This window comes from Arenibacter arenosicollis (genome assembly GCF_014397245.1).
GTDB lineage: Bacteria > Bacteroidota > Bacteroidia > Flavobacteriales > Flavobacteriaceae > Arenibacter > Arenibacter arenosicollis.
This window is the reverse complement of sequence record NZ_JACLHY010000075.1, coordinates 1-547: the sequence shown is the minus strand read 5'-3', so window position 1 is coordinate 547 and position 547 is coordinate 1. Positions and strand designations below refer to the sequence as shown.

1 protein-coding gene is annotated in these 547 nt (G+C 63.1%); it reads left to right on the top strand.

The features are described from left to right. Positions 1–547: immunoglobulin domain-containing protein (locus H4O18_RS21915; protein ID WP_187588657.1), on the top strand; the 547-nt coding region annotated here is incomplete at both ends.

The window sequence follows — 547 nt, the reverse complement described above, 5'->3', positions numbered from 1 at the left end:
ATCAGGAACGACCTGGGCTGGTACCAGCAGAAGCCCGGCAAGGCCCCCAAGCTGCTGATCTACTCCGCCAGCACCCTGCAGTCCGGAGTGCCCAGCCGGTTCTCCGGCAGCGGCTCCGGAACCGACTTCACCCTGACCATCAGCTCCCTGCAGCCCGAGGACTTCGCCACCTACTACTGCCTGCAGGACTACAACTACCCCTGGACCTTCGGCCAGGGCACCAAGGTGGAGATCAAGAGGCAGCCAGCCGTGACCCCATCCGTGATCCTGTTCCCTCCCTCCTCCGAGGAGCTGAAGGACAACAAGGCCACCCTGGTGTGCCTGATCTCCGACTTCTACCCCCGCACCGTGAAGGTGAACTGGAAGGCCGACGGAAACAGCGTGACCCAGGGAGTGGACACCACCCAGCCAAGCAAGCAGTCCAACAACAAGTACGCCGCCAGCTCCTTCCTGCACCTGACCGCCAACCAGTGGAAGAGCTACCAGTCCGTGACCTGTCAGGTCACCCACGAAGGGCACACCGTCGAAAAATCTCTGGCCCCCGCCG